17 protein-coding genes, 1 other RNA gene and 4 pseudogenes are annotated in these 20068 nt (G+C 40.9%); 8 read left to right on the top strand and 14 right to left on the bottom strand.

The features are described 5' to 3' along the window. Nucleotides 1-14: 14 nt before the first annotated feature. From rnc to groL, 5 genes and pseudogenes are all read right to left on the bottom strand, one after another. Nucleotides 15-734 (bottom strand): ribonuclease III, encoded by a 720-nt coding sequence (gene rnc / locus ACX27_RS27100; RefSeq protein ID WP_062297050.1) that lies wholly within the window; start codon nt 732-734, stop codon nt 15-17. Nucleotides 735-806: 72 nt separating this feature from the next. Beyond that, an RNA gene (gene rnpB, locus ACX27_RS27095) (RNase P RNA component class A) lies at nt 807-1250 on the bottom strand. A gap of 221 nt (nt 1251-1471) precedes the next feature. Continuing rightward, the gene (locus ACX27_RS27090; protein WP_418006458.1) at nt 1472-2014 is read right to left on the bottom strand and encodes a hypothetical protein; all 543 of its coding nucleotides are present in this window, start codon (nt 2012-2014) and stop codon (nt 1472-1474) included. Between the two features lie 36 nt (nt 2015-2050). Beyond that, nucleotides 2051-3200: pseudogene (gene corA, locus ACX27_RS27085) on the bottom strand (magnesium/cobalt transporter CorA). A 235-nt stretch (nt 3201-3435) separates the two neighbouring features. Further along, nucleotides 3436-5101, bottom strand: a pseudogene (groL, locus tag ACX27_RS27080) (chaperonin GroEL). Between the two features lie 237 nt (nt 5102-5338). Here groL and ACX27_RS27075 point away from each other — a divergent pair. Then, nucleotides 5339-6421, top strand: coding sequence for an MraY family glycosyltransferase (locus ACX27_RS27075; protein WP_062297049.1), 1083 nt, complete (start codon nt 5339-5341; stop codon nt 6419-6421). Here ACX27_RS27075 and fabG read toward each other — a convergent pair whose 3' ends face one another. Beyond that, nucleotides 6422-7186, bottom strand: coding sequence for a 3-oxoacyl-[acyl-carrier-protein] reductase (gene fabG / locus ACX27_RS27070; RefSeq protein ID WP_062297048.1), 765 nt, complete (start codon nt 7184-7186; stop codon nt 6422-6424). It lies immediately after the preceding gene. A gap of 236 nt (nt 7187-7422) precedes the next feature. Between fabG and trxA the strand changes: the two genes are divergently transcribed. Continuing rightward, entirely contained in the window at nt 7423-7740 is a 318-nt protein-coding gene (trxA, locus tag ACX27_RS27065; protein ID WP_062297047.1) for a thioredoxin, read from the top strand. An 808-nt stretch (nt 7741-8548) separates the two neighbouring features. Here trxA and ACX27_RS34475 read toward each other — a convergent pair. Next, nucleotides 8549-8704, bottom strand: coding sequence for a hypothetical protein (locus tag ACX27_RS34475; RefSeq protein ID WP_158507426.1), 156 nt, complete (start codon nt 8702-8704; stop codon nt 8549-8551). Between the two features lie 14 nt (nt 8705-8718). Here ACX27_RS34475 and ACX27_RS34470 point away from each other — a divergent pair. Next, nucleotides 8719-8996, top strand: a pseudogene (locus tag ACX27_RS34470) (O-antigen ligase domain-containing protein); the annotation flags it as partial. Nucleotides 8997-9025: 29 nt separating this feature from the next. On the opposite strand, the pseudogene priA reads toward ACX27_RS34470, so the two are convergent. Next, a pseudogene (priA, locus tag ACX27_RS27055) lies at nt 9026-10423 on the bottom strand (replication restart helicase PriA); the annotation flags it as partial. A gap of 869 nt (nt 10424-11292) precedes the next feature. On the opposite strand from priA, the gene ACX27_RS27050 reads away from it, so the two are divergent. Beyond that, nucleotides 11293-12462: an RpoD/SigA family RNA polymerase sigma factor gene (locus ACX27_RS27050; protein WP_062297043.1), complete on the top strand. Its 1170-nt coding sequence runs from the start codon at nt 11293-11295 to the stop codon at nt 12460-12462. 150 nt (nt 12463-12612) lie between these two features. Further along, complete coding sequence (locus ACX27_RS27045; protein WP_062297041.1) at nt 12613-13098, top strand: GNAT family N-acetyltransferase; 486 nt, start codon at nt 12613-12615, stop codon at nt 13096-13098. Nucleotides 13099-13126: 28 nt separating this feature from the next. On the opposite strand, the gene ACX27_RS35025 is transcribed toward ACX27_RS27045, so the two are convergent. After that, entirely contained in the window at nt 13127-13252 is a 126-nt protein-coding gene (locus ACX27_RS35025) for a hypothetical protein (RefSeq protein WP_256364365.1), read from the bottom strand. 86 nt (nt 13253-13338) lie between these two features. Here ACX27_RS35025 and ACX27_RS34465 point away from each other — a divergent pair, with 86 nt between their 5' ends. The 3 genes from ACX27_RS34465 to ACX27_RS27035 all read left to right on the top strand — a co-directional run bounded on the left by ACX27_RS34465 (nt 13339) and on the right by ACX27_RS27035 (nt 16033). Continuing rightward, nucleotides 13339-13641, top strand: coding sequence for a hypothetical protein (locus ACX27_RS34465; protein WP_235526392.1), 303 nt, complete (start codon nt 13339-13341; stop codon nt 13639-13641). Beyond that, on the top strand, nt 13595-14905 hold the full coding sequence (locus ACX27_RS27040; RefSeq protein ID WP_235526391.1) for a cytochrome P450: 1311 nt from the start codon (nt 13595-13597) through the stop codon (nt 14903-14905). The genes ACX27_RS34465 and ACX27_RS27040 overlap by 47 nt, the downstream gene beginning before the upstream one ends. 114 nt (nt 14906-15019) lie before the next feature. Further along, nucleotides 15020-16033 (top strand): alpha/beta hydrolase, encoded by a 1014-nt coding sequence (locus ACX27_RS27035; protein ID WP_062297039.1) that lies wholly within the window; start codon nt 15020-15022, stop codon nt 16031-16033. A gap of 17 nt (nt 16034-16050) precedes the next feature. On the opposite strand, the gene ACX27_RS27030 is transcribed toward ACX27_RS27035, so the two are convergent. From ACX27_RS27030 to ACX27_RS27010, 5 genes are all read right to left on the bottom strand, one after another. Then, nucleotides 16051-16686, bottom strand: a complete 636-nt coding sequence (locus ACX27_RS27030) for a hypothetical protein (RefSeq protein ID WP_062297038.1) — start codon at nt 16684-16686, stop codon at nt 16051-16053. Nucleotides 16687-16714: 28 nt separating this feature from the next. Next, nucleotides 16715-17209 (bottom strand): ureidoglycolate lyase, encoded by a 495-nt coding sequence (locus tag ACX27_RS27025; protein ID WP_062297037.1) that lies wholly within the window; start codon nt 17207-17209, stop codon nt 16715-16717. Nucleotides 17210-17225: 16 nt separating this feature from the next. Then, nucleotides 17226-17663 (bottom strand): DoxX family protein, encoded by a 438-nt coding sequence (locus ACX27_RS27020; RefSeq protein ID WP_062297034.1) that lies wholly within the window; start codon nt 17661-17663, stop codon nt 17226-17228. A gap of 215 nt (nt 17664-17878) precedes the next feature. Further along, complete coding sequence (locus ACX27_RS27015) at nt 17879-18595, bottom strand: hypothetical protein (protein ID WP_144427544.1); 717 nt, start codon at nt 18593-18595, stop codon at nt 17879-17881. 216 nt (nt 18596-18811) lie between these two features. Continuing rightward, nucleotides 18812-19933: a Fic family protein gene (locus tag ACX27_RS27010; protein ID WP_083468935.1), complete on the bottom strand. Its 1122-nt coding sequence runs from the start codon at nt 19931-19933 to the stop codon at nt 18812-18814. Between the last annotated feature and the right edge of the window lie 135 nt (nt 19934-20068).

Below are 20068 nucleotides of genomic sequence, written 5' to 3'. Positions count from 1 at the left end.
AAGTTTTTATATTTTTAAGTATTTTCTGGATTATTTACTGCTAGAAAAGCAACTTTAGCTGCTGCTTGTTCAGCAGCTTTGATGGAACGTCCTCTACCTTCACCGAGTTTTTTGCCATGTAGCCAAACTTCAGCAGCAAATCGCTCTTGATTGCGGTTGGGTTGATTAATTTCCTCGACGCGATATTCTGGTAAAACTTTAAATTGAGCTTGCGTCCATTCTTGCAAAGCCGCTTTATAGTTGAGTCGAGCCGGATCAAGTCGAATTTCTGCTGCTAGTTGTTCAAAATGAGGATCTAACCACGGACGGATGAGGTCTAAATTATTGGTGCTGAGGTAAAGCGCCCCCAATACAGCTTCAAAAGCATCTGCCAGCCGGGATTCTTGACCAACTTTATCACTGGTGGCACTACCAGCAACTAATAGATATAGTTCTAAACCATATTCTCTGGCTAATTGAGCGAGAATGCGATCGCTCACCAACACCGAACGAATCGCCGCAAAATCTCCAACTTGGCAATCTGGATATTTTTCCCACAAAATCACAGCCGCCGCTAGTCGCACCACTGCGTCACCAACAAATTCTAGTTGTTCATAATTTGCTGAATCAGATACCGTTGGATGAGTCAAAGCCAAGTCTAACAGTTGCCATTTAATGGGTGATTCCAATGGCAAACCTAACTTTCTTACTAAGCTTTCCAGCTGTCTTTGACGGCGGGGATAAACAATTGTCATTAGTCAATAGTCAGTGGTCAATAGTCATTAGTCAATAGTCTTTCGTTCTTACTTTTGACTATGGACTAAAAGAGGAGAGAGTTGGTAGTAAGCCGGGTTCTGTTATCTATGTAAAAAATTTTACAAGATGGCAGTTATCTATCTGGGACGTTTGTTACCAAACGCCTCTAGCGGCTCTCATACGCGGAACTGGTAAAAGACCAACCGTAGTTCCTCTGACCTTGCTCCCAACCGGGGTTTACCGAGCCAACACCTCTCGATGTTGCTGGTGCGCTCTTACCGCACCTTTGCACCCTTACCAAAAAAGGCAAAAGGTAAAAGTCAAAAGTCAAAAGAGATATTTCTTTTACCTTTTTACTTTTTACTTTTGACTTGGCTTTGGCGGTATCTTTCTGTGGCACTATCCTCACGATCGCTCGCACTGGACGTTATCCAGCAAGTTTGGTCTTTCGGGAGTCCGGACTTTCCTCAAAACTATGATTATGTATAGTTCTGCAACTGCCAGCGCCTACTCTCTCCCTACTTACAGTGTAATCCTGGATGGCATAATGTGTTTGATTTGGATTATTTCTTCTTCTTATTCCAAGGTAGAGCGTAAGTCCAAGGTAATTTTTTGATTGTGAACGGACAGTTGATCAAATACATTGGTGGGATATTGATACCGGGTGCTATCCCCACGCGAACATCAGATATTCTTAACACTAGCTGTAAAGAGAATTCTAACTCTTTGCCTCGATTCATAAAGTCGTTATATAGCTTTTTTTTGAGGCGGGCCACCATTTTTTTAAGCCAGTAATACTGACTAATGGTTTTTTTGCAGAATAAGTTCCAGCTGTAGCATCCAACTCTAGAACATCTTCGGCTGTTACCTTTTCTGTAAGGCTTTTTTTCGGGGTAATTAAGCTAGGGGTTTGCGGTATTGCTAAGTCACGGGTTACAGATGGTGAAATCCGAATTACCCGGCGTGATTGTTTAGTATGTTCAACAACTAATGTGCAGTTTTCCCAGTCAACATAGACTGCCAGATTCTCTGATTTATTTTCAATGGTAAGTTGCAAGTCTTTTAAATCATCTAATCCGTAAACAGAATTGAGTTTAAAAGAAATTCCGATTTGGTCTTTGAGTTCTTGGGCTGTTAATTGTTCGTTGACTGCATCAGCTTTATACGTATATTTGACTTTATCATCAATAGATTCAATCATGCGATTGAAGGTGTAAGATACACCAATAATATAAAGTGTCAATACAACTAAATTTTGATCACCGCTACCTCTGATCATTTGGATTTTTATCTCCCTGGATGAATTTGAATTAATTTACTTTTCGTGATGTTTAATACTGGAAAAATTAGCGAGCCATCCTCTGCGCCAAAATAGTATCAGTAAACTAACTGCGATCGCTACCATTAAAGCCAAGCAAGCCGGATAACCCCAATACCAATTTAGTTCAGGCATATTGTATGGTGATTTATCTGTATTGAAGTTCATCCCATAAATACCTGCAACAAAAGTTAAAGGAATAAAAATAGCCGAAACTACCGTCAGTAGCTTCATAATTTCATTCATCTTATTACTGACTGCTGATAAATATACATCCATTAATCCTGATGCTAATTCTCGGTAGGTTTCTACCATATCCATAACTTGTACTGTGTGGTCATAGCAATCGCGCAGATAAATTCTGACATCTTCACTAATTAAATCGCTACCATCTCGAATCAAAGCATTAATAGCATCGCGTTGCGGCCAGATAGATCGCCGTAATTGTAAAAGCTCTCGGCGGATTTGATAAATTTGTTGGAGCGTTTGTGGTGTTGGGTTGAGAATTACTTCTTCTTCTAATTCTTCGATGCGTTCACTATACAATTCTAAGACAGGGAAAAAACCATCAATAATAGCATCTAGCAGCGCATAAGCTAAATAGTCAGCACCCTGTTTGCGAATAATACCTTTAGCTTTATCAATTCGCATTCTGACACTATCAAAACAATCATGTTCCGGTTCTTCTTGTACTGTCAACAAGTAATGCTCACCTAACACAAAACTTACCTGTTCACTATAAAAGCCACAAGTATTTTCTTTCGGCACCACCATCCGAGAAATTATCACTAATTGGTCTTCATAATCTTCAATTTTGGGGCGCTCTCCCATATTAACAACATCCTCTAAAACCAAAGGATGTAACTCAAAAACTCTACCTAAGCGTTGTAATATATCTTGATTCCCTACACCTTGAACATCTACCCAAGAAACTGATTCTGTATCCAAGTAAGTCAAACATTCTTCGGGAGTAGCGAGTTGTTTATGAATAAAATTTGTTTGATTGTAATCAAACAAAATAATTGTGGGAGCTTCTGCATTTTCATCAATAATCAGAGTTCCTGGTATGCTTCCTGGTTGATGATGAAAATCCTGGAAGTTGGGCTTACGAACTTTTTTTTGTCAGACGACGGACTTTGCTAATCATTTGTTAATTGTCAATTGTCATTGGTGAGGATTGTAATCTATAGCCGTAGTTAGATATGTTAGGACAATTTGAAAACTTGAATGCCAGGAATAGCAAGACTTTTCCTCCTGCCTCCTGCTATAAAATCCAAAATGCTATGACGAATGAGCCAGTGTATAAAAAAACAGCTTGTCTTGGCAAGACAAACTGTTGACAAAGATAAATATATTTATTCGGAAAATCTGGGCAGGTAGGATTACATCATACCCATACCACCCATACCGCCCATACCACCCATACCACCCATACCGCCCATGCCACCCATATCAGGGACAGCAGGTTTTTTCTCTGGTTTTTCGGCTACGATCGCTTCGGTAGTTAGAACCATACCAGCAATAGAAGCAGCATTCTGGACAGCAGAACGCACAACTTTGGCAGGGTCAATGATTCCCGCAGCAATCAAGTCTTGAAATTCTCCGGTAGCAGCGTTGTAGCCAACGTTGAATTCGGTTTCTCTAACTTTAGAAACAATTACAGAACCTTCATCGCCAGCATTTTCGGCAATTTGACGCAAGGGTGCTTCTAAAGCACGTTTGATGATGTCTGCCCCAATTTTTTTCTTCGTCATTCAGGCTGTTCTTAATTTCGTCAATTTTGGTAGACAAGTGAATTAAGGTCGTACCGCCACCAGGCACAATTCCTTCTTCGACGGCAGCTTTGGTGGCGTTGAGTGCGTCTTCAATGCGGAGTTTGCGGTCTTTGAGTTCGGTTTCGGTGGCTGCACCGACTTTAATCACTGCCACACCGCCAGCTAATTTGGCAATGCGTTCTTGCAATTTTTCTTTGTCGTATTCGGAATCAGTTTCTTCTAACTGCTTACGAATTTGACCAATCCGCTTTTGAATTTCTGGCTTGGTGGTGCTACCTGCAACAATTGTGGTGTTTTCTTTATCAATTGTAATTTTGCGGGCAGTTCCCAGCATTTCTAAAGAAGCGGTGTCTAAGCTCAGGCCGATTTCTTCAGAAATTAACTGACCATCGGTGAGGATGGCAATGTCTTGTAGCATCGCTTTACGGCGATCGCCAAATCCAGGCGCTTTAATCGCAGCCACATTCAACACACCCCGCGCTTTGTTGACTACTAAAGTTGCCAAAGCGTCTCCTTCGACATCTTCGGCAATAATCAACAGTGCTTGACCCAAACGGGCGACTTTTTCGAGTACAGGGACTAATTCTTGAATGCTGTTGATTTTTTTGTCGGTAATCAGAATGCGAGCATTTTCAAACTCAACGATCTGCCGTTCGTTGTTGGTGATGAAGTAAGGAGAAATATAACCTCTGTCGATTTGCATGCCTTCCACTACTTCTAGTTCAGTGGTTAGGGATTTGGATTCTTCAACGGTGATGACACCATCTTTGGTGACTTTCTCCATTGCTTCTGCCAGCATTGCGCCGACTTCTTCATCGTTACCGGCGGAGACTGTAGCTACTTGAGCGATCGCCTCACCTTCTACTGGCTTGGCAACTTTGGCAATTTCTTCTACAAGTGCTTCAATTGTTTTGTCGATGCCACGTTTTAAAGCAATGGGGTTCGTACCAGCCGCAACGTTTTTCAGACCTTCTTTAATTAATGCCTGTGCTAAAACGGTGGCTGTGGTGGTGCCATCTCCAGCAGTATCCTTAGTTTTTGATGCTACTTCTTGGATGAGTCTGGCACCAGTATTTTCTAATGGGTCTTCTAATTCGATTTCTTTGGCAACAGTGATCCCATCGTTGACAATTTGGGGTGTGCCGAATTTCTTTTCTAACAGGACGTTACGACCTTTGGGGCCTAGTGTGATTTTCACTGCATCGGCCAGGGCATTGACACCTCTTTCTAGCGCCCGCCGTGATTCTTCATCAAAGGAAATAATTTTAGCCATGTTTCACTTCTCTTGCGCTTCCATTAGACAATTTAGCACTCACAGACTCAGAGTGCTAATAACCAAAACTGGTCAGATTATAAATAAAATTTATCTGGATTGGTACTGGTGGGAAGTGTGAAGTTCTGCGCTGGTATCTTGAGACTTGAGTAAATACCAGTACCTTTTCTTAAAAAATTGATTAATATACATTGTGATGCTCATGTAGGATACAGGCAGTAATGGTTGAATTGGGAGATGAATCTAGACAACTCCCTTAAGTCTCTGGGTATTGCCGACCCAAGCGGCATCGGCTGGTTGGCAGTAGTATTTACGTTTCTCTTAGCTTGGCTAGTAACATGGCGTTTAATACCGACAGTACGCAAATTTGCCCTGCGAGTTGGTTGGGCTGATCAACCAAATGCGCGACGGCTAAATCGGGAACCTTTACCGAATGCTGGCGGTTTAGCTATCTATGCAGGAGTAATTGCCGCGTTAGTTCTTGCTAGTCTGTTACGACCGATTGAATTACAAAGTGTTTTGGCGCAGGTTTTGACTGTGCTACTAGGAGGCTCAATCCTAGTATTAGTCGGCTTTATTGACGATCAGTTTGGTTTACCCCCTTCTGTGCGCTTGTGGACACAAATCATCACAGCCTTGTTGCTGGTTGCTAATGGCATCAGCATCAAAGTTGCCTTCGGCACACCCATAGACTCATTTTTATCAATTTTGATTACAGTCTTGTGGGTGGTCGGAATTACCAACGCTATCAATTTGATGGATGGTATGGATGGTTTGGCTGGGGGGATCAGTTTTATTACAGCGATGAGTTTGTTAGCAGTTTCCGCCCAATTTCCCAATAAAGCGGCGGCAACTTTGGTTTTGGCAGCTTTGGGAGGCGGGGCGTTGGGTTTCTTGCGCCATAACTTTCACCCCTCACGAATAATTATGGGTGACGCTGGAGCATACTTTTTTGGTTATGTTTTAGCTGCTACCAGTATTTTGGGTGACTTGCAGGTGACTACGGTCTTTTCCTTAGTACCGACGGTTTTATTTTTGCTCTTACCAGTGTTAGACACTACCCAAGTGTTCTTACGGCGACTATTAGCAGGAAAAAACCCCCTCAGTACTCCAGGTAAGGATCACCTACACCACCGTTTATTAGCTTGGGGGTTATCACAAAGTCACGCCGCCTTCACTCTTTGGACAATTACTTTAATGGGCAACTTGCTGGCAATGACAATTCGCGGGATGCCGTTACCTGTGATCGTTGCCACTTGTACTGGCATTATTATTTTGTTGAGCTTTACCGTTTGGCAAAGAATCTTAAATAATGCGTAATTACATCACCATACCACCATCTACGTTAAAGACTTGACCAGTGATGTAAGTTGCGGCGGGATCAGCAGCCAAAAAGCGCACCATACCAGCCACTTCTTCTGGTTGCCCATAGCGACCAAGGGGGATAAATTTCAAAATTTCTTCGGTGTTGCTGAGATTGCTGGTCATATCGGTGGTGATAAAACCAGGGGCGACAGCGTTCACGGTGATGCCGCGAGTTGCAAATTCTTTGGCAACTGTTTTTGTAAAACCAATGACTCCAGCTTTGGCGGCGCTGTAGTTTGCTTGGCCTGGGTTGCCCATAAGTCCCGCTACGGAGGTAATATTAATAATTCGCCCAGAACGCTGTTTGAGCATGAGTTTGCTAACAGCGCGGGTACATAAGAAAACGCCAGTTAAGTTCAGGTCAATCACGGCTTGCCATTCTTCTGGCTTCATCCGCAAAAGTAATGTGTCGCGGGTAATTCCGGCATTGTTAACTAAGATATCAATTCGACCAAATTTTTCGGTGGTGGCGTTGATGAGTGCTTCTACTTGATCTGCTTGGGAAACATCGGCTTGGAGTGCAAGTGCCTGTCCACCCACAGAGGTAATTTCCGTTACTACACTATCTGCTGCTGTACTAGAATTAGCATAATTCACCACCACACTAGCCCCGTATTTCGACAATTCTAGTGCGATCGCTTTTCCAATTCCCCGCGAACCACCAGTGATAATTGCTACTTTTCCTTTGAGACTTTGCAAGTTTTCTGGCAAAACTTCCATGAATTATTCCTTAAGCTTTTGAACTACCGCGCTAATTATCTTATGGCGATTTGTGCTTGTTAATTCACTCAAGGGCAATATTTTTAGGGCTACAAGAGTAGGGTTTAGTGAAGACGCACTAGACAAATGACAAATGACAAATGACTATTGACTATAAAAATAAAATAATGTTACAGCCATTCCTGAAAGCACGCATTAATATTAAAAGCAATCCATAAAAATTCGGTGTGTATCGTATGGCCACTAAAAAACATTTCAACAGTTTTGAAGAAATGCTTTCTGGTTCTGATGTACCTGTATTAGTAGATTTTTACGCTGAATGGTGTGGCCCTTGTAAAATGATGGGTCAGATTTTAGAACAAGTAAATGCCCAATTAAATGGCCGTATACGTGTTGTCAAAATTGACACAGAAAAATACACCGAATTGGCGAGTCAATATCGGATTGAAGCCTTGCCAACCCTTATGTTATTTAAGCAAGGCCAGCCTGTGGATAAAATTGAAGGAGTGTTACAGGCACCGCAGTTAGTTCAACATCTCCAAACTTTAATTTAAATATAGAAGAAGACAGTTTCTTCCATGCGCGACTGACGATCTTCATCGTGTTAGTAACAATTGTCAGCAAAACACAACCCCGATTGTTTAGAACAGTCGGGGTTGTAGTTTTAAGTTAAGCAGTGAAAGTCTGACGGATTAAAATACTCATCACTTCATCAGGGCTTTCAGCGGGTAGTAACGGCGTAGGATGTGTTATTGGCAAGAGTACGGCATTGAATACAAAGCTTTTGGTGCTAATGACTTCGAGTTATAAACGTAAAATTTCAGCCTTTTTGCTTGAAGGTTGAAGTTCAAAGGGTGAATGTTGAGCTTTTTTGCTTGAATGTTCGAGTTATGAAGGCGGAGTTTCAAGCTTTTTACTCGAACGTTGGTGTTCGGAAGGCGGAGTTTCAGGTTTTTTACTTGAACGTTGGTGTTCGGAAGGTGAAGTTTCAGGTTTTTTACTCGAACGTTGGTGTTCAAAGAGTGAAGCGTGAAGCTCAGATGCTCATGCTTGGTGCGATCGCCTTAAAAAGCGAGTAAAATACAGTCCGGTAGGGTGCTTTAGGCAACAACAGTAACGCATCGAGATGTTTAGTAGTGCGTGACGCTGACTGTATTGAACATTGGAGCTTGAAAAATCATCAAATTTTCTGCGTTGGGTGTTGCGGAATTTGGTTTTATCTCACGCAGAGGCGCAAAGGCGCAAAGAGGAAGAGGGGAGTTTTTGAGTTTTTTCACAACAGCTTTGCGAAAATGCCTGAGTCCGGCATGATTTACTTAACAGTGAACAGTGAACAGTTATCAGTTATCAGTAAAGAATTGATCACTGATAACTGTTAACTGATAACTGACTTTTACAAGCTTGTGAGTTGACTGTGAAAAAGTTATTCAGTGCGATTAATGTTGCGGGTATGTGTCTTGCACCTTGGATGGTAGCAGGTGCGATGACAACAGGGTTAGTTTTAAGTACACCAGTCACGGGGATAGCGGTATTTAGATATGTTTTTCACCCTCGGCTGGTTTGGAGTCCATATTTTATTTAGGTGGATTAATTCTGATTCTTGTTAGCGTCATCCAGTATAGCGAAGCGCGGTTGATAGCTTCGTCAGTGCTGCCCGTGCCATTGGCATTAGTTCTTGCGCCCAATTAATCATCGGTAGCGGGATGTTAAGCGTCTCCGGGATGATTCTGTGGGGATTTTTAGCATGGCAATGTCAGCACATAAGTACTATCAACATGAAAAATTACCAAAATCGGGTGTAGGGGTGTGAGGGTGTAAGAGAAAGTAATATCCCCCTACACCCCTACACCCCTGTTCCCTTACCTTCACCCAACTCTCCAACGACGGTGTAGCCGAACCCAAAACCAAGGGACAGTTTTCTAACTCCGCCCGCCATTGGGCGACGGTACGGGCGTGGTATGTGGGGATCGGTGAATCTTGCTTAAAGCTGCTGTCGTGTTCTTCGTCTAAGATGATTAAACCAAGGTTGGGTAAGGGTGCGAAAATTGCACTACGCGTCCCGATGACTACTTGCGGTTCCCCTGTCAGCATTTGTCGCCAAGTATCGTAACGTTCGCCTTCGGAAAGGGCGCTGTGATAAACTGCGACTTTGTTACCGAACCGGGCGCGAAATCTGTCGGTGAGTTGGGGTGTGAGTCCAATTTCTGGGACTAAGACTAAGGCTGATTTACCTTGATTTAATAGTGGTGCGATCGCTTGTAAATATACTTCTGTCTTGCCGGAACCTGTTACGCCATGCAACAAGACTTGAGCAAATTTATTTAAGGACTGTATAGTTGTTAAAGCATTAGCCTGGTCAGGATTTAATAATTTTGGCTGGTCTGGCGTTAATGTCGGGCTTTGTTCAGAACGCAAAATTTCCCGTTCTTCAATCACAATGTAACCCTTTTGTGCCAAGGTTTTGAGGATGGAAGAACTAGCACTACAAATTTGCAAGAGTTCACTGTGCCATAATTCCCCACCGTTGCGGCGCAAAACTTCGATGATTTCTCGTTGACGTTGAGTTAAATCGCGATCGCTACTATCAATTAATGTGACAGCTTTTTGTAATTTGGGGCGAGTTAGTCTCGGTGCTTCTAAATAACTTTCCACCAAACCCAAGCGCAACAATTCCCGCACGCCGCGATAGGTGAACTTGACTTTTTGTTGAATATACGCAAAACTATAATCCCCTGATGGTTGAGTTTGCAACAGTTGTAAAATCTGCTGTGCTACTGGAGTGAGAAAAGCTCGATGAGATTGGCTGTGGGTATTAGTTAAGCGAATCCGGCGTTGAGTCCGCCCTAATAATCCCGGTGGTAAAGCCACCCTAATCACCTGAATTAAGGGCGTGTAGTAATATGCTGCTACACGGTTTAATAATTCCCAATAATGGCTGGGAAAAAACCCCACACTCACCACATCTTCGACTTCCCGAATTTTGTCTGGCGCTAGATCAATATTAGGTGTGCTTAACAAACGAATGGCGATCGCACCTAACTGTTGTGCGCCAAATGGCACAGTTAATATATCCCCTGGTTTTACTTCTAACTGTGGTGGTAAACGATATGTAAATAAACCGGTAGCGCCTGGACAGTCTACCAAAACTTCAACGTAGTGATTCCCCTTTTGGGACTGGTATGATTCCCCTGCCTCAGCAACTACTAAATTTTGTAAATTTAAGTCATTAATATACATATTTTTTGTTTTTTCTTGACAGGAATTTATTATCCCTTCACTTAGCTTTCAAAAATTTAGTCTTTTTCTCTATAAAAAGTAAAGTGTATTTCGCAATACGTTTATCCCTCATGATACTTGATAAGTTTCCCGTTATGTAACCTACTAGACAAATCAAACTTGGCTATACGTGCAATAAATATTTGAAGACCACTTACCATAAAAATCAACTATAGGACTGATATTTGACTTCTGAAAAAACTTCCTCCTCCCTACTCACCACCTACACAGATAATTTCAAAAATAAAACCGGCTTACTATAAATCTCTGACTATTTATGAAATCATTTACCGATTTACTAAATATGGCATAGCCTTTTTCCGCCCATTGGTAGATATTCAATTATTGGTGTATGTGAGATGCTTTTATACAACTAATTGATTTCAGCTAATTAAATTACTGAAATTGTGACCTTTAGAAAATTTTATGAAATCCAAATAAAATCAAAATCAAGACTTTAATTTTGAGATTAATTCCCACCCATAAAAGTGAAAAAGTTCATAAAAATATAGGAATTTTTAAGAAATGAGAATAATTACTTGGTTTCTTTTATATTTGTTAAGGTTGAGAATGGTTGAGGGCGTTTGACAGATTTAGGGATTAATCAAAAAATAAGAAGTATATCTGTTAGAACCTGAGACAATAATTTTGAGGTGCAATCACCAAGATTTGTACAAGGTTTGATCTAGCAGTAATCAAAAAGGACAGCTAGAAAAGAATTTTTTAGTTTTACTAAGTCATTAGTAGAAACTTGTACTTAGTAATTAAAAAAGTGCATTTGTTTCTAAAGGGAAACTACCAAGCCGCAAACGAGTAGCTGTCAAGGAATTATGTACCAAACAAAGCAACTATCCCTAAAGGAAACTATGAATATTGCTGAATTGGGAACAATGGAAATATTAGAAACCGCTGCCGATACAGAAGAACAACTACTCGAAAGTTTAGAAATATTGGTAGAAGAAGAACCCCCAATTGCAGAAAATCTCGAACCAGAGGAACGTGATGGGGATGAGATGGCGGCAGCGCGACCTTCAGGATATAACAAAACCGAGCATGATGATGCCGTAGGTGCATTTTTTAAAGAAATGGCACGTTATCCGCTCCTCAAACCAGACGAAGAAGTTGAATTAGCGCGGCGAGTCCGATTTTTAGAAGAAGTCAGAGACATCCAAGCCGCCTTACAAGCCGAACTAGGACAGCAACCAACCAAAGTCCAAGTAGCTGCCCAGTTAGATATGACAGAAAAGCAGCTAGAAAGCCGCTTATATCAAGGTCGAGTAGCGAAACGTAAAATGATTCGCTCGAACCTCAGACTAGTGGTATCAATTGCCAAGCGATATTTAAATCGCGGAGTACCTTTTCTAGATTTAATTCAAGAAGGGGCAATGGGATTAAATCGCGCTACAGAAAAATTTGATCCCGATAAAGGATATAAGTTTTCCACTTATGCTTATTGGTGGATTAGACAAGCAATTACGCGAGCGATCGCTAATGATGCACGCACAATTCGCTTGCCAATTCATATTGTTGAAAAACTTAACAAACTTAAAAAAGCCCAACGCGAACTCAAACAAAAACTTGGTCGCAACCCTACAGAAGCAGAAATGGCCGCTTCTTTGGAAATGACCGTTCAACAACTACGCCAACTACAACAACTACGTCGCCAAGCACTCTCTCTCAACCATCGTGTCGGTAAAGAAGAAGATACCGAATTGATGGATTTATTAGAAGATGAAGACAACCTTTCTCCCGAAGCCAAAATGAATGAAAACATGATGCGCCAGGAGATTTGGGAAGTTTTAGGTGATGTACTAACCCCACGGGAAAAAGACGTAATTTCCTTACGCTATGGACTGACAACCAGCGAACCCTGCACCCTAGAAGAAGTTGGCAATATGTTCAACTTGTCCCGTGAACGAGTCCGCCAAATTCAAAGCAAAGCCATGCGAAAATTACGCCGTCCACACATCGCAAAACGCTTGAAAGGGTGGTTAGTGTAAAAGTCAAAAGTCAAAAGTCAAAAGTCAAAAGTGATAGCTATAGTGGCTTAGACATCTGAACCTGATAAACCACTTCATAACCTGTAACCTGCTCTTGACTACAGCCCATTAACTATGGACTAATGACTATGGACTGATGACAAATGACTAATGACCGATTTAATTTTGCGTTTTGCGGAACCTGCTGATAGCAACGTACTATTTCAATTAATTAAACAGCTGGCGGAGTATGAGAAATTATCTCATGCCGTTACCGGGAATGTTGCAGCACTCCAAGAGCATCTATTTGGTGAACCAAAATATATAGAGGCCATTTTGGCAGAATCTCAAGGACAGGCTGTAGGTTTTGCCTTGTTCTTTTACAACTATTCTACCTTTCTTACCAAGCCAGGAATTTATCTCGAAGATTTGTTTGTTTTACCAGAGTATCGCCGTCAGGGTATTGGTAAAGCACTGTTAAGTAAACTAGCGCAAATTGCCGTCGAGCGAAATTGCGGACGCTTAGAATGGAGTGTGCTGGACTGGAACGAACCAGCACAAGCATTTTACCGGAGTATGGGAGCCAGCATCTTAGATGATTGGCGAATTTGTCGCGTCACACAAGAGAACCTGAAAAATTTAGCCGCAAAGCAATAATATCGTGTCCGGTGAAAGAGACTCATTATCAAGACCGCAAGGGGTAGGGAGAGGAAGAGTTTTGTCTTTCTGCCCAGATATACTGAATCATTACTGATTTACCGGACATCGCATTTGTGATTTTTGCGATCGCATTTTCTATAGATGAAGTCACAGAAATAGATTTTGCAGAGACAGAAATGGAAAACAATAAGGTAGTATCTGGGTAATTTGAACTATTTGGTAGACAAAGGCGGACTCATGTTTCAAGATATTATTGCTCAGATTACTTATTCTGAAACATTTCCCTATATCGCTACAGCACTGGGTTTTACTAGTGTAGCGGGAACAATTGGGTGGCGCAGGTGGAAACAAAAAAACATATATAAACCCCTAGAATCGCTGCCTTCACCGCCTAAACATTGGTTGTTAGGAAATATTCCCCAAATATTAGCAGCAGTCAAACAGAAGAAGTTATTTTGGCAATTTTTTTGTTTGGAGTCAACAGCTAGGGCCAATGTATGTGATATGGAGTGGCAATATCCCTGTTGTTATATTAAGTAAACCAAAAGTTATTGAAGATACCATTATCAATGGAATGAAAGATGGTAGCTTAATTAGGGCTACGCGATCGCGCCAAGCTTGGAATGATATTACAGGCCCCATTATGATTGGCGAAACCGGGGCTGAGTGGCAATGGCGACGCAAAGCTTGGAACCCAGAATTCAGTTCTAGCAATCTCTCGAAATATGTAGAAATTATCAGCCAAGCTTGCGAACAAGTAATTAAAACAATCAAGGAAGCCGCGCCACCAAAAGAAATTCAAGTAGATCCTTTGTTTGTCGAACTCACCATGAGAGTGATTTCTTGTCTAGTACTGGGCATTCCTGTAGATAGAAACAGTACTAGTCAAGAGGGGCCACCCCTCGATGTTCCAAAAGTTTACGATGCGATGTCTGTTGTCGGCTATCGCTTCCTGAGACAAGCTACAGGCGAAAAAATCTGGATGAAATATTTGCCGACTCAAAATTCCCGCGATTATTGGGGCGCAAGACGATATTTAGAGGAATTTCTTACTCCCCGTGTAGATTTAGCTTTACAGATGCGAGAAGGAAACCAAACAGATTTACCAAATGTAAGTCCTTTGTTTCGGGAATCAATGTTAGTCAAAATTGCCGCCAAAGAACCACAATACAATCGTGAAACATTAATAGCAGAATCGGTAGAATTTTTAATAGCTGGTACTGATACAACAGCCCATACTTTATCTTTTGCAGTTGCTGAATTGAGTCTAAATCCCAAGGTGTTTCAGCAAGCACGAGACATAGTTGACCAAGTTTGGCAGAAATTTGGCGGCATTACTTCCGAGAGTTTCAAAGAATTAGCTTATATTCGCGGTATTCTCAAAGAAACTTTGCGCCTTTATACTATCGCCTCTGGCTCAACATCATTAGAAGCTCACCGGGATACCTTAATTGAAGGTCAAGTAATTCCTCGCGGTACTAGAATATCTTGGTCAATATTGGCGGCTGGCAGAGATCCAGAATTTTATCCTCATCCAGAGGAATTTCTGCCAGAACGTTGGTTAGACAAAAGTAAAGAAACTAGTTCTCTACCAATGCTCGACTTTGGCTCAGGGCCTCATCGTTGCTTGGGTGAGCATCTATCAATGCTGGAAGGAAGTATGATGTTAGCATTATTGCTCCGCTACTTCGATTGGGAATTAGTCAACGGTCGTTCTTCTGTGCAAGAATTACAGCAAAACCTGTTAATTTATCCGGCTGATAAAATGCCAGTACGCTTTCGATTGCGAAATTTGCCCAGTTAGTTACCCAAAGTTTAAAATTACTCTGCCTTCTGCCATATATCATCTGCTAGATTCGTCAGGCTAAAAAATTTCAGACAATATACCCATCCATGCAGAAGAAAGACAAACAACTAAATGACAGTGAGTATTCAAAATACAGCAGATTTCTTGGAACAAATTCGTCAGTCAGAGTCCAAAGGGCTAAAAAACGAAGCTTGTCGTTCTAGATTTTTGGTTCATCCCCACTCCACATCAAAAGTTTGTCTTTTTTTGCATGGTTTCACAGCTGCACCCTACCAATTTGAACCACTGGGTAAAGCTTTATTCCAGAGAGGATATAACGTTTTAATTCCTCGACAACCTGGTCACGGACTGGCTGGTGAGTGGAACAGTCAAACTCCGCCACCACTCCCGACAGATATTCAAACTTATCAAAAATTTGTGCTGGAGTGGTTAACAATTGCTCAGACTTTAGGTGAAAAAGTTGTAGTTGGTGGTTTATCAACAGGTGGAACCTTAGCCGCTTGGTTAGCGTTAGAACATCCCCAGGAAATTGAACGGGCTTTATTATTCACACCTTTTTTGGGTAGCAGTAATTCATTATTTGATCAGTTAATTAAGATTTTGCCAATTTACTTTGAATGGTTCAACAAAGATGCACCAGGGAATTTTGGCTATAAAGGCTTTCGCATTCCAGCCTTAAAAATATTTCTGGAATTAGGTGAGAAGATTTTAAAACAGGCTCAAACCAAAGTTGCTGCACCTGTGTTGATGGTGTGTAGTGAAGGCGATCGCGCTGTTAACCGCACTCAGCAGCGAGAATTGTTTAAAATGATTATTAAGCGCCAGCCCAAATCTTGGTATTACTGCTTTGATGATTCACTGCACATTGAACATCGGATGATGACCAAGCTAGAAGATAATGATTACGAAGAACTGGTGATTACCCTGGCGAGAGCTTTTGTGAACAGTGATTTAACTTGGGTAGAGTTTCAGCAAATAGCAAACCGCATCGCCCAAGGTGAAACTTACGAGCAAATCCAACGCGAACTGCATCTTGATAGTCAAGCTTCCCTACAGTTCTCTGCTATGATGACTGAAAATTTGGGTTGCGATCGCCTCAAGTGCATCAACCCATCTCAAGCATAGATGAAAGAGGGATGTGTTTAATTATTATTGGTTTTTGACAAAATTCCTACTAGAATTTGCATTAATATTTCCAAATCAGTCGGGACTCGATAAAGCATTAGGTCTTGAGTTACAATCCGACTAACTCTTTGAAAGCTACCAAACTGCCAAATATCTCCTGTTGTCACTGCACCATATAATACAGGTTCATCAGATTCTACCCATGAATCTAGCGCAATTAACTCAACCGCAAGTTGTGTAAATCCTCTTGTCAAATCTGCTTGTTTTGCTTCAACAACTAATATTGGATGTTGAGATTGCAAATAATAATCTAAATCACCGCGCAGAAATTGGTTAATTTCTATAGTGTATTCAATGTTAATTAATGCTTCGGTAATATGTGCAACTTCTAATAAAATAGGAGCAATTAAAACTTCTCTTCTTGCAGCTTCACTTGTGAGGCTAACACGAGTTATTGCTTCCTCTAATCGTTCTTGAAGGCTGGTTAATCTGGTGATTGCTTGTGTAGTTTTTGGTAAGTTAATTGTACCTTTAGTTAAACTTGCTCCTAACTCACGCAGAATATCTGCTGGAGCAAATCTTAAATCAAAATATTTGCGAAAAGTGTAAGTTTCATCTGGCTTGAGAATTGAGGGACGGTGTGGTGTAGTCATAAAGATTAATTAACCGCCGATAAATTACTTACACCATCTCAAATTCTAACTGATGACTTTGGCGAAAATCATGGGTGAAATGATCTACCACATTTGTATCAGCCAGTTCTAAATTATAAAAATCTACAACTTCATGATCAAAATAAGGGCCAGCGTGCCAAGTTCCCTCGTTTAATTTAATAAAACAATTCCCAGGAATCCGAAAAGCAGCTATTTCTGATAAAACTGGTTCATCTAATTCATTATGAGGAGGACACACGGCAATAAACCAATCTTTGCCTTCTAAGGAACCTAAACATTGAGTACATTTTATATGACGTGTAATTTTATTAAACTTACGTCCGCGCTTTTCTAAACGCATTATATAAAATCTTGGAGTGCCATTTTGCAGGTTTAATTGGGCATCTTCCGCATCAAAAGCTTTACCATCTTTACTAGCAAAAATTACCTGTCCATAACCCTGAAAATTTTCGGGGGTAATTAATTCTACTTTTAATTGTTGGACTGTTTGTGATGTACTCATAGTATTGATCAATCTACTAGTCTAATTCTTTGGGAATGAGTGATTTAGGAATTAACGAAGCTTGGATTTCTTTATCTGAAGGTCTTGTATACCACCAAGCCCAAGCGATTAACACTGCTTGTAATGGCAATCTAATTGCTTGAACCCAAGTTGAATCTGAATAGGGTATGGTTTCAATTTTAATATGATTAACTGCCATGTTGATATTAGCAGGGAACACAGCAATAAATAGCATCACTAGTCCCCAAGCTGCGGCTTGACTCACTGGCGGAACTAATAACCCAATACCACCTAAAATCTCATAAAAGCCACTTAGATAAACTAATCCTAAAGGATAGGGCAGTTGTGGCGGCATGATTTTCACGTAAGGTTGCGGTAGTACAAAATGTGTAATACCGACGATGATGATTGATATTGCCAAGATGACACGAAAGAGTTCCTTACGTCTGTTCATGGTTTCGCCTGATTTTATCCTTGCGCGTACCACTTCAGTTTGCTGATGTGAGGTGAGTTTGTCTTCAATCAATGGTAAGAAATATCACGCAGAGGCGCAGAGGCGCAGAGAGGATGACCGGTTCACTGGCTCGACGGCCAGTAACCTCTCGTAATATACCAATATCTTTCAGCAGTCCGCTCTGCTCGAATGGTTAGGTTCCCTACTTATGAGCATCAACTACGTCGTTCCGTAATCTTGCTGCGATCTGACAACTTTATAATTGGAGTCATCTCCCACTTTCCGGTCTTTTCAAAATTTGCTTTAAACTCTGCATAAATAGCAACACGCTGGGCTGATAGTTCTGTTTCAAGGAACTGGCATAGACTGTTTATGTGCGATATTGCCCTTTGAACGAGTGTCCGTGATATTCCAACTGAACGCTGTTTGACTACTCCAATTCCGCTACCGTCACGCCATCCAGTGTCAGGTTTTCCTATCACTATTGCGACAGCTTCACACTGCTCAAAGTCGTTCACCGAATGTGCAACGTGCTTGTCCCGCAATGCAATGAGGTAATCGTGGATCTCGTTGTCGAAGGGAACTCCTTTATTATATAAATATGTCGGGGTAAGCTTAAGCGCCCGAACTCCAGATTTGAAGCAGCGTGCGTAACCAACTACTCCTGAGAATATCAATGCTTTTGAGTGGAGGTTTTTATTATCTGGTATTCCGATATCGTCCGCAGCCTTCCAACATTCTTCAGCAAACGTTAGGTCTTTTAATATAAGGTGTAACGCTGCAAATATTCGGGCTGCCTCAGATGACAGCCTTGCAGGAGCTATCAATTCCCCCGCTTCAATAGGAGTGGGATTTATCCATTTGAATGATAACTCTGTTGAAAAGGACTCTCCTTGCGTGGAAATTTCATGTATATCTTCAGATTCACTCATTGTGGTGTATGTAATATAACTCGAATCACTCATATAGTAGCCCTAATCACTCTTGAGCTTTGTGAGAGTGAAGTAAAACTTGCGATCGCTCCCTGATCCAATCCTGTACAATTCCATTGACTAATGGTTACGCTCACCGAACGCAAATAACCTTGGTAACTCAGCAGGTTAACCTGTTACGTTCTGGTGTAGCTTGATTTCTAGGCACATTTTATACTAAACTCTAACAAGTTCCATTAGTGGTTCAAAAGAGTATAGGGCTGGTCTTCTTCCAGATGCTTCTTCCAGTGTCGTAAGAAGATTTTTTTCCAGAAGTATTCTAGTGAATCTTGCAGCAGTGGCAGGTGGAATACCACTGTTAGTTGTGAATTTATTGTTCCTGAAGACTGGATTCGTAAATACAAAATCAAGAGCATTTAGACTCCATTTTGAGGATAGATTTTCTGAAAATATATTTTTCATTTTTTCGTATAACTGACTTATATTTTCCGCAATCTCAAGATTTCTAATTGCCTGTTGTTCAATTGCTTCTAGAAAGAAGTTACTCCATCCTTCCCAGTCATTATTTTCAGAAACATTTCGCATAGCATCTATATATAAACCTTTGTTTTCCTCTAAATAACCACTAATGTAGAAATGAGGCTCTGATATTGTTCCAAAGAACCATAGCATTAACGTAATTAACATTCTACCTATGCGTCCATTGCCATCCTTAAAGGGATGTAATGCCTCGAATTCAACATGCGTTATAGCAGTTTTCACTAATATTGGATGGTCGCTGTGGTCAATATATTTAAATAGTTCATCCAACCCATCCTGTAGCTTTTCAGGACTAATTGGAACAAACAATATATTCCTTTTTAATGTGTCTGCTATGTAATTTTGCTCTTTCTTAAATTCACCTGGTGACTTTGATGATCCTCGACCAAACCATAACAACCTCTCATGAATCGTTTTTATCAAAAATAGAGAAAGAGGATAGCCGTCTTTCATCATTTTCTGAACTGACTTTAGTGCTCTTTGATAAAGTAGAGTCTCTATAACTTCCGATCTAACATTTGGGGAAACTTCTAATTTGTCATCATGATCTGCTTCGTACTTTAGAATCTCATCCATTGTACTAACGGTGCCTTCCATTCTTGAGGATATAACGGCTTCTTGGTTCCTTAGAGGTGCTAAGAGTATTTCACTATTGTGCATATTTTTTAGCATCTGGTCATATCGAGCGACAGCATCAGTTGCTTTCACTAATGACGCTATAAATTTTTCATAATCTAGACGACCCGGTGGAAATTTACCGTAGTGGTAGTTTACTGCGTTATCTAGATTGAGTTCCACTGCTCTACACCCCCAGTCGCTCTGATTTGACATTAATATATGCTTGTATATTAACGTCAAATAACATAGATATCAATATTTATTAAAAAATGAGAGACAAGTGGGCTAGACATGAATGGATTTATCTCAAATAGC

This window comes from Nostoc piscinale CENA21, from assembly GCF_001298445.1.
Classification (GTDB): domain Bacteria; phylum Cyanobacteriota; class Cyanobacteriia; order Cyanobacteriales; family Nostocaceae; genus Nostoc_B; species Nostoc_B piscinale_A.
Note: the sequence above shows the minus strand (reverse complement) of the source record. Positions and strands in the feature narration are given on the sequence as shown.

What these genes read in the sequence shown, in the direction of transcription:
- ACX27_RS27035 (WP_062297039.1), top strand. Translation starts at nt 15,020, where the DNA reads ATGACAGTGAGTATTCAAAATACAGCAGATTTCTTGGAACAAATTCGT.
- trxA (WP_062297047.1), top strand. Translation starts at nt 7,423, where the DNA reads ATGGCCACTAAAAAACATTTCAACAGTTTTGAAGAAATGCTTTCTGGT.
- ACX27_RS27045 (WP_062297041.1), top strand. Translation starts at nt 12,613, where the DNA reads ATGACCGATTTAATTTTGCGTTTTGCGGAACCTGCTGATAGCAACGTA.
- ACX27_RS27020 (WP_062297034.1), bottom strand. Translation starts at nt 17,663, where the DNA reads ATGAACAGACGTAAGGAACTCTTTCGTGTCATCTTGGCAATATCAATC.
- ACX27_RS27025 (WP_062297037.1), bottom strand. Translation starts at nt 17,209, where the DNA reads ATGAGTACATCACAAACAGTCCAACAATTAAAAGTAGAATTAATTACC.
- ACX27_RS27015 (WP_144427544.1), bottom strand. Translation starts at nt 18,595, where the DNA reads ATGAGTGAATCTGAAGATATACATGAAATTTCCACGCAAGGAGAGTCC.
- rnc (WP_062297050.1), bottom strand. Translation starts at nt 734, where the DNA reads ATGACAATTGTTTATCCCCGCCGTCAAAGACAGCTGGAAAGCTTAGTA.
- ACX27_RS27040 (WP_235526391.1), top strand. Translation starts at nt 13,595, where the DNA reads ATGTATGTGATATGGAGTGGCAATATCCCTGTTGTTATATTAAGTAAA.
- ACX27_RS27090 (WP_418006458.1), bottom strand. Translation starts at nt 2,014, where the DNA reads ATGATCAGAGGTAGCGGTGATCAAAATTTAGTTGTATTGACACTTTAT.
- fabG (WP_062297048.1), bottom strand. Translation starts at nt 7,186, where the DNA reads ATGGAAGTTTTGCCAGAAAACTTGCAAAGTCTCAAAGGAAAAGTAGCA.
- ACX27_RS27075 (WP_062297049.1), top strand. Translation starts at nt 5,339, where the DNA reads ATGAATCTAGACAACTCCCTTAAGTCTCTGGGTATTGCCGACCCAAGC.
- ACX27_RS27050 (WP_062297043.1), top strand. Translation starts at nt 11,293, where the DNA reads ATGTACCAAACAAAGCAACTATCCCTAAAGGAAACTATGAATATTGCT.
- ACX27_RS34465 (WP_235526392.1), top strand. Translation starts at nt 13,339, where the DNA reads ATGTTTCAAGATATTATTGCTCAGATTACTTATTCTGAAACATTTCCC.
- ACX27_RS27030 (WP_062297038.1), bottom strand. Translation starts at nt 16,686, where the DNA reads ATGACTACACCACACCGTCCCTCAATTCTCAAGCCAGATGAAACTTAC.